7 protein-coding genes (1 of these 7 only partly in view) are annotated in these 6,023 nt (G+C 33.4%); 3 read left to right on the forward strand and 4 right to left on the reverse strand.

Features of this window, described 5'->3' with window-relative positions; all coding sequences use genetic code 11:
• Positions 1-9: 9 nt before the first annotated feature.
• Entirely contained in the window at positions 10-360 is a 351-nt protein-coding gene (locus C1A40_RS10775) for an ISAon1 family transposase N-terminal region protein (protein WP_102995318.1), read from the reverse strand.
• Positions 361-521: 161 nt separating this feature from the next.
• Between C1A40_RS10775 and C1A40_RS10780 the strand changes: the two genes are divergently transcribed.
• The gene (locus C1A40_RS10780) at positions 522-1,187 is read left to right on the forward strand and encodes a M15 family metallopeptidase (protein WP_102995899.1); all 666 of its coding nucleotides are present in this window, start codon (positions 522-524) and stop codon (positions 1,185-1,187) included.
• Between the two features lie 113 nt (positions 1,188-1,300).
• Here C1A40_RS10780 and C1A40_RS10785 read toward each other — a convergent pair whose 3' ends face one another.
• Entirely contained in the window at positions 1,301-2,074 is a 774-nt protein-coding gene (locus C1A40_RS10785; RefSeq protein WP_102995900.1) for an alpha/beta hydrolase, read from the reverse strand.
• A 466-nt stretch (positions 2,075-2,540) separates the two neighbouring features.
• On the opposite strand from C1A40_RS10785, the gene C1A40_RS10790 reads away from it, so the two are divergent.
• Positions 2,541-3,740 (forward strand): IS4 family transposase, encoded by a 1,200-nt coding sequence (locus tag C1A40_RS10790; protein ID WP_102994434.1) that lies wholly within the window; start codon positions 2,541-2,543, stop codon positions 3,738-3,740.
• Positions 3,741-3,805: 65 nt separating this feature from the next.
• Here C1A40_RS10790 and C1A40_RS10795 read toward each other — a convergent pair whose 3' ends face one another.
• Positions 3,806-4,711 carry a hypothetical protein gene (locus C1A40_RS10795; RefSeq protein WP_158651338.1) on the reverse strand — a complete coding sequence of 302 codons (906 nt, stop codon included), beginning with the start codon at positions 4,709-4,711 and terminating at the stop codon, positions 3,806-3,808.
• A 51-nt stretch (positions 4,712-4,762) separates the two neighbouring features.
• Complete coding sequence (locus C1A40_RS10800; protein ID WP_158651339.1) at positions 4,763-5,032, reverse strand: hypothetical protein; 270 nt, start codon at positions 5,030-5,032, stop codon at positions 4,763-4,765.
• A gap of 122 nt (positions 5,033-5,154) precedes the next feature.
• Between C1A40_RS10800 and C1A40_RS10805 the strand changes: the two genes are divergently transcribed.
• Positions 5,155-6,023 carry the 5' portion of an IS982 family transposase gene (locus C1A40_RS10805; RefSeq protein WP_102994439.1) on the forward strand. Its footprint extends 10 nt past the window's final position, so the window shows 869 of its 879 coding nt (coding positions 1-869); the start codon lies at positions 5,155-5,157; its stop codon lies off the right edge, out of view.

Here is a 6,023-nt window from a genome sequence, read left to right on the forward strand (position 1 = left end):
GTATTGTTATTATCGATTAATTTCTTTTAAAAAAGCGGCAAACTCGGTGGTCATACGAGTGCCTTTTGCTACATTATTCCAGTCTCTTTGCAGGGTTTCTTTTGTGTCTACATCACGCCATCTGCGGCGCTTTAAATGCAGATAAACTAGTTTCCCTCTAAGTGGAAAATCCTCGATAATTATTTCTTTATGAAAACCTTTAGATTCTACTTTACGTGTTTTAAAACTATTTGGGACAATGTTCTTCTCTTCGAAATACAACCGAAGTTTATCTTCTGTTGAAGAACTACTTTTAAAACTAAAATGAGCTACCAGAAAATCAGGTAGTAATAAGGATAATAAATCTTTAGAAATTTCCACGGAATTTAATTTTTTCCAAAGATAAAATTATTTTTACTCCCCAACTTTTGTGCTTGATCCTTGATGTGTCATGACATTATGGTACATGTCAAATAATGTGGATCTGTCATTTAGAGCATCCTTAAGTTTTTATTTTTTAAATTCGTAGAAATAAAAATATAATGAATTTTAAAGTTTTTATACTAGCGTGCTTGACTAGTTTTGGTTTGTTTGCTCAATTACCTGAAGGTTTTGTTTACGTAAACGAAGTGATTCCCGATTTAGATGTTGAACTGCGTTATAACACCAGCTTTAATTTTGTAGGTAAACCTGTAGAGGGCTACCATGCTAATAAACTTATTTTAACCAAGGAAGCTGCCCATGCGCTGAAACTGGTGAATGATGATTTACAAATGCAAAATTTGTGTTTAAAAGTCTATGATGGCTATAGACCACAACGAGCCGTAAATCATTTTATGAAATGGGCTAGAGAGGTTAATGATACGTTAACCAAACAAATCTTTTATCCGCATATTAGAAAGAAAAACTTATTCCGAGAACAATATATAGCAACACATTCTGGACACAGTAAAGGAAGCACCGTCGATTTAACCATTATTGATGGAAATACGGGTGAGCCATTAGATATGGGGAGCCCTTTTGATTTTTTCGGACCAGTATCTTGGTATAACAATCAAGAGATTACTGAAAAGCAAAAAGCAAACAGAAAATTACTTCATGATACCATGCTTAAACATGGCTTTAGAGGTTATTCTAAAGAATGGTGGCACTTTACTTTACGTCATGAGCCTTTTCCTCATACCTATTTTGACTTCCCTGTAGAATAGAGTTGATAAAAAGTTAAATATTATTGAAATGAATACAACTAACGGTGCAAATAAAATGCTCTTTTATAAATACTTTAGCCTTTACTTTTTGTTAGGCCTTGTTAGTTTAAAAATTAATGCAACCTATAATAATTTAGCATAATACCAACCAACTGTTTTTTCCAAGTTTTCCAATCGTGGTTTCCATTTTTTACACGAACAACAGTTAGATCATATTTTTTTCTTTTTAAAATCCTAATCATAGGGATAACCTGCCAATTCGTGTCTTTTCCTGTGCCGTAACTCATAAATAGATTGAAATCTTTTTTTGGTTTTCTAGCATATGCATTGTAAATATTCTGATATGGATGAAAAGCAGGGGATTGCATAGCTATATTTTTGAAAGTATATGGTGCTTTGTCAGCTAAATACAGTGCGGCTAACCCGCCAAAGGAAACCCCTAAAATTGTTCTATCTTCCTTATTTGGACTGGCGGGGTAGTTTTTTTCTATTTGAGGAATCAATTCTTGAGTGAAAAAGTCAACAAAGAAGGGATTGCTTATGAATAATTCTTGTCTAACATTCCGATTGTTTTGAGTACTATCTTTAGGTTCTAAAAAAACAGCCATAATAGGTTTTATTTCCTTGGCAATTATTAAGCTATCTAATATATTATGTAAGCTGCCCTTATTCATATATTGAAATCCATCATTAATATAAAGGACAGGAAGTTTTTTTGATATGTCCTCAATAGGAGGAAGGTATACTTTATAAGGCAGAGTTTTATTTAAAATTGTGCTTTTTAAGAATTTTATATTCGAAACACTTCCATGAATGTGATTCGTAGTATCTATGAGGTTGGAATAAGTTGAGATTTTAGTTCTGGCTGTTTTTTTGTAAGAATTAATTTTTTTTAGAAGAAATTTTTACAGGAAAACTATTTATTTCATTGGACAAATTTACTATATCTTGATATCGATTAGTTTTTTCCAGTAGCTTTAAAAGATCCATTCGGGCTTCATAGCGAAAAGGTTCCACGTTAATGTTAAAGTTATAAATTTCTTGAGCTCTTTTATAATTACCCTTACTAATATGTATGGCAGCTAGAATTTTTCCTATTTTCGGGGCTGAGCTATTTTTAAACGCTTTTTCAATATATTGAATTCCTTCTTTTTCATATCCTGATTTATATAATTTAAACCCAGAATAGAAACCTGAAAAAGTATTATCTTCATTAGTTTTTGTTAGTTGTATAAAATCAGCTTTTGTTTTATTTTTAAATCATTAGTGTCCGATAAAAGATTTAAAAAGCGGGATTTCCAAGATAGGATTTCCCGCTTATTTTGTATCTTGAAGTTATCACACATCCAAGATATGAATAAAAGTAAAAACTTTAGCGGACACCCCATAATCAAACAGGTATTAAATTTCATTTTGCCCAAAGATGTTCATCGGACAGCCAAAAAGCACAACAGCGATCGCTATACCAAAAAGTTTACCACCTATGAGCATTTGGCCACTATGGTATTTACCGTGATCAGTGGCTGTAGCTCACTTCGTGAGGTTTCCAGTATTATGCTTGCCTGCGAGGGAAAGATCAACCATCTAGGACTCACGGACTTTCCAAAACGCAGTACCTTGTCAGATGCTAACAGGAGAAGAAGCTCTGAAGTATTTGCCGATATTTATCATTTACTCTACAAACGTTACCATCGCTTTTTATCGGACAGCAGACCCTTAGAACCTGCAGTGAAGAACCTTAAAATCGTTGATTCCTCGACCATCCCCCTATTTAGTGACATTCTTAAAGGTGTAGGAAGGAACCCGCTCAACGGCAAAAAGAAAGGAGGTATCAAGATGCATACTATGATAAACGCCATGGAAGACGTTCCTTGTCTGATTAAGTTTTCAAGCGCGGCCACGCACGACCACACCTTTTTAAAAGACCTGGAACTCAAGAAGGGCTCTTATGTGGTTTTTGACAAAGGGTATGTGGATTATGAGCAATACCAAAAATGGACACTGGAAGATGTTTACTTTGTGACTCGGCAAAAGGACAATGCTCGCTATACAAGCCTTGAAGAGTTTGATATCTCCAATAAAGTGGACGATGCTGTCTTAAAGGACGAAAAAATAGGGCTTACGGACAAAAACGGCAATGCTTTTTCCCTGAGGAGAATCGCTTTTTGGCACGAAAAGCACCAAAAAGTTTATGAGTTCATCACTAATAATTATGATCTTGATGCAGACAAAATAGCCGACATCTATAAAAATAGGTGGCAGATTGAGACGATGTTCAAGCGGCTTAAACAGAACTTTCCGCTAAAGTATTTTTTGGGAGACAATCAAAATGCCATCGAAATACAAATCTGGGTCAGTTTGATAATCCAGCTCATTATGCTTGTGATCCAAAGAAAAGCCCAAAGAAACTGGGCTTATTCCAATATGATGTCCGTCATACGATACCATTTGATGACATATATCGATTTGTTCAAATTCCTGAAAAACCCAGAAGCTAATTGGGAAGAGATTACAACCAAAAACATTGGGCAATTAAGCCTTTTTGACCCATAAGGAGGTTCTGTTTTCAAAATAAAGAGTGCGATCAATAAAAAAGGCCAACACCAAAGCTTTTTTAGCTAATTCTGTTTTTTATCGGACAACAATAATAAATAATCTAAAACACCACCTAATCTATCTGCTCCTCTAAGATAAAATGAATGCCCTCCGCTTGCATTTGGCTCAATTCCAAATTGCCTTAAACCTGCCACAAAATGACCTTGATGATCATAACTTGTAACTGTAGCAAAAATCCAATACATTTCTTCTGCATTATATTCTACACAAATTACTGTTGAAGTATCCATAAATGTACTAAAATCCATTGCTGCTCCTAATGGGTTAGAAGAATTCCATGTCACCCCATCTGCTGTGGAATAAGGCTCAAATGTCACTGTAGTTCCTAGAAGATCCCCACCTGTAACTATATTGCTAAAGTTTTTCCTAATCTCATCAAAAAGGGCAAAAGGAGTATATCCATCTGGCATACTCTTAATGTTTAATGAGTGTCTATCCTGATTAACATCACCCCATCCATCATCTAAAGGTTCTAAGATAAAAGAAGGAACCATTTGAGATGACTGAACCATAGTGTTTGGCTGTGTTCTAGAGTTAATTAAAGACATAACTTCTGAAGAAATTTGTTTCTTTAAAAGATCTTTATTTGCGCATGGGTCGTCAAGAATTATTTGACATTCACAGTTCTCATCTAAAAATTCCCCTGGTCTACATTGAAAGTCAGGAACTACTACACAATCTGAACAATTCGTAGTCTTTGTAACGTCATTATCATCACAATCCTCACCAAACATAATAAAATCGATCCATTTGGTTCCTGGCGAGGTTTTAGATTTCATGGTTTGACCGTAATAGCCATCGCCATCTTGGTCTAAATACCAAGTTATTTCGGGTTGTAAATCGTCAAGATAATTTATTTTTTTACCAATCTTAATCAAGCAAATAAAAATCCTGCCATTCAGAATCATTAGCGTTGCTAGCTTTTATTCTGTATTTTTTATAACCTGAATAAAACTGGATTACATGGCAAAAGCCCTTGTTACTATATAATTACCAGCTGAGGAAGAACCTACTTTTGAACTATCGAAGCCATTTCCTAAATTACTACAGCTACTTGTAGAAATATAATAATCTTCATACCCCACTTCATTACCAGCAGTAAATAGGTGAAGAGAGCCATCACTTTTAAACTTAAACATTATTTTTTTGTCGTTATTTTTTTCTGAACTCCATGATTTATCTACTAAATACGACTGAATATTAGAACTAATAAAACTTTGACTAAACATGCTTTGACCTGTTAATAGTATTAAAAATGTTAATATAACCCGTTGTGCATTATGATTTAAAAGAAAAAAGTTGTTCATCTTACTGAAAATCAGTAAATTGATTTAACTACAAATCATTAATAATGAACAACTTGAGTGCAAATTACGAAAGAATATTGGAAGTATTAAGAAAAATATCGAAAGAACAACTTTTAAGTTATCAAAGACGACAACCAAAGCTTAGTGATTTAGAACTTATCAGTTTGAGTCTTACTGCCGAATTTATGGGAATAGATAGTGAAAATGACCTTTTTAGAAAACTTCCAGATTCCCTATTATCAAAAATAGAGAGAAGTGTCTACAATAGAAGAAGACGAAAACTAGTTAATAAGCTCAACAGTATCAGGTTAAGCTTAGCTTCCCATTTTAATGAATTTGAAGATTATTTTGTAGTAGATAGTATGCCTTTAGAAGTTTGTAAATTATCACGCAGTTCTCGTTCAAAGATTTGTAAAGAAAACACTTATGCATTTCCAGATAAAGGTTATTGTGCAGCTCAAAGTTCTAATTATTACGGTTATAAACTGCACGCTGTTTGTTCTGTAAATGGTGTCTTTCAAAGTATCGATTTGAGTCCAGCATCTGTACACGATATTAATTATCTTAAAGATATTAAGATGCAAATAAGCGATTGTACATTAATTGGTGATAAAGGCTATTTATCAACAGAAATACAGCTTAACTTGTTTGAAACCTGTAATATAACGCTAAATACACCTATGAGAAGCAATCAAAAAAATTACAAAGTACAGCCTTATGTATTTAGAAAAAAGAGGAAAAGGATAGAAACATTATTTTCACAACTTTGTGACCAATTTATGATAAGACGCAATTATGCTAAAACTTTTGAAGGTTTTAAAACAAGAATCGTAGCTAAGATAACTGCTTTAACAACTATTCAGTATATCAATAAGTTTATTTTTGGGAGAAACATTAATAATATTAAAATTAG

Origin of the sequence: Tamlana carrageenivorans (genome assembly GCF_002893765.1) — a bacterium.
GTDB lineage: Bacteria > Bacteroidota > Bacteroidia > Flavobacteriales > Flavobacteriaceae > Pseudotamlana > Pseudotamlana carrageenivorans.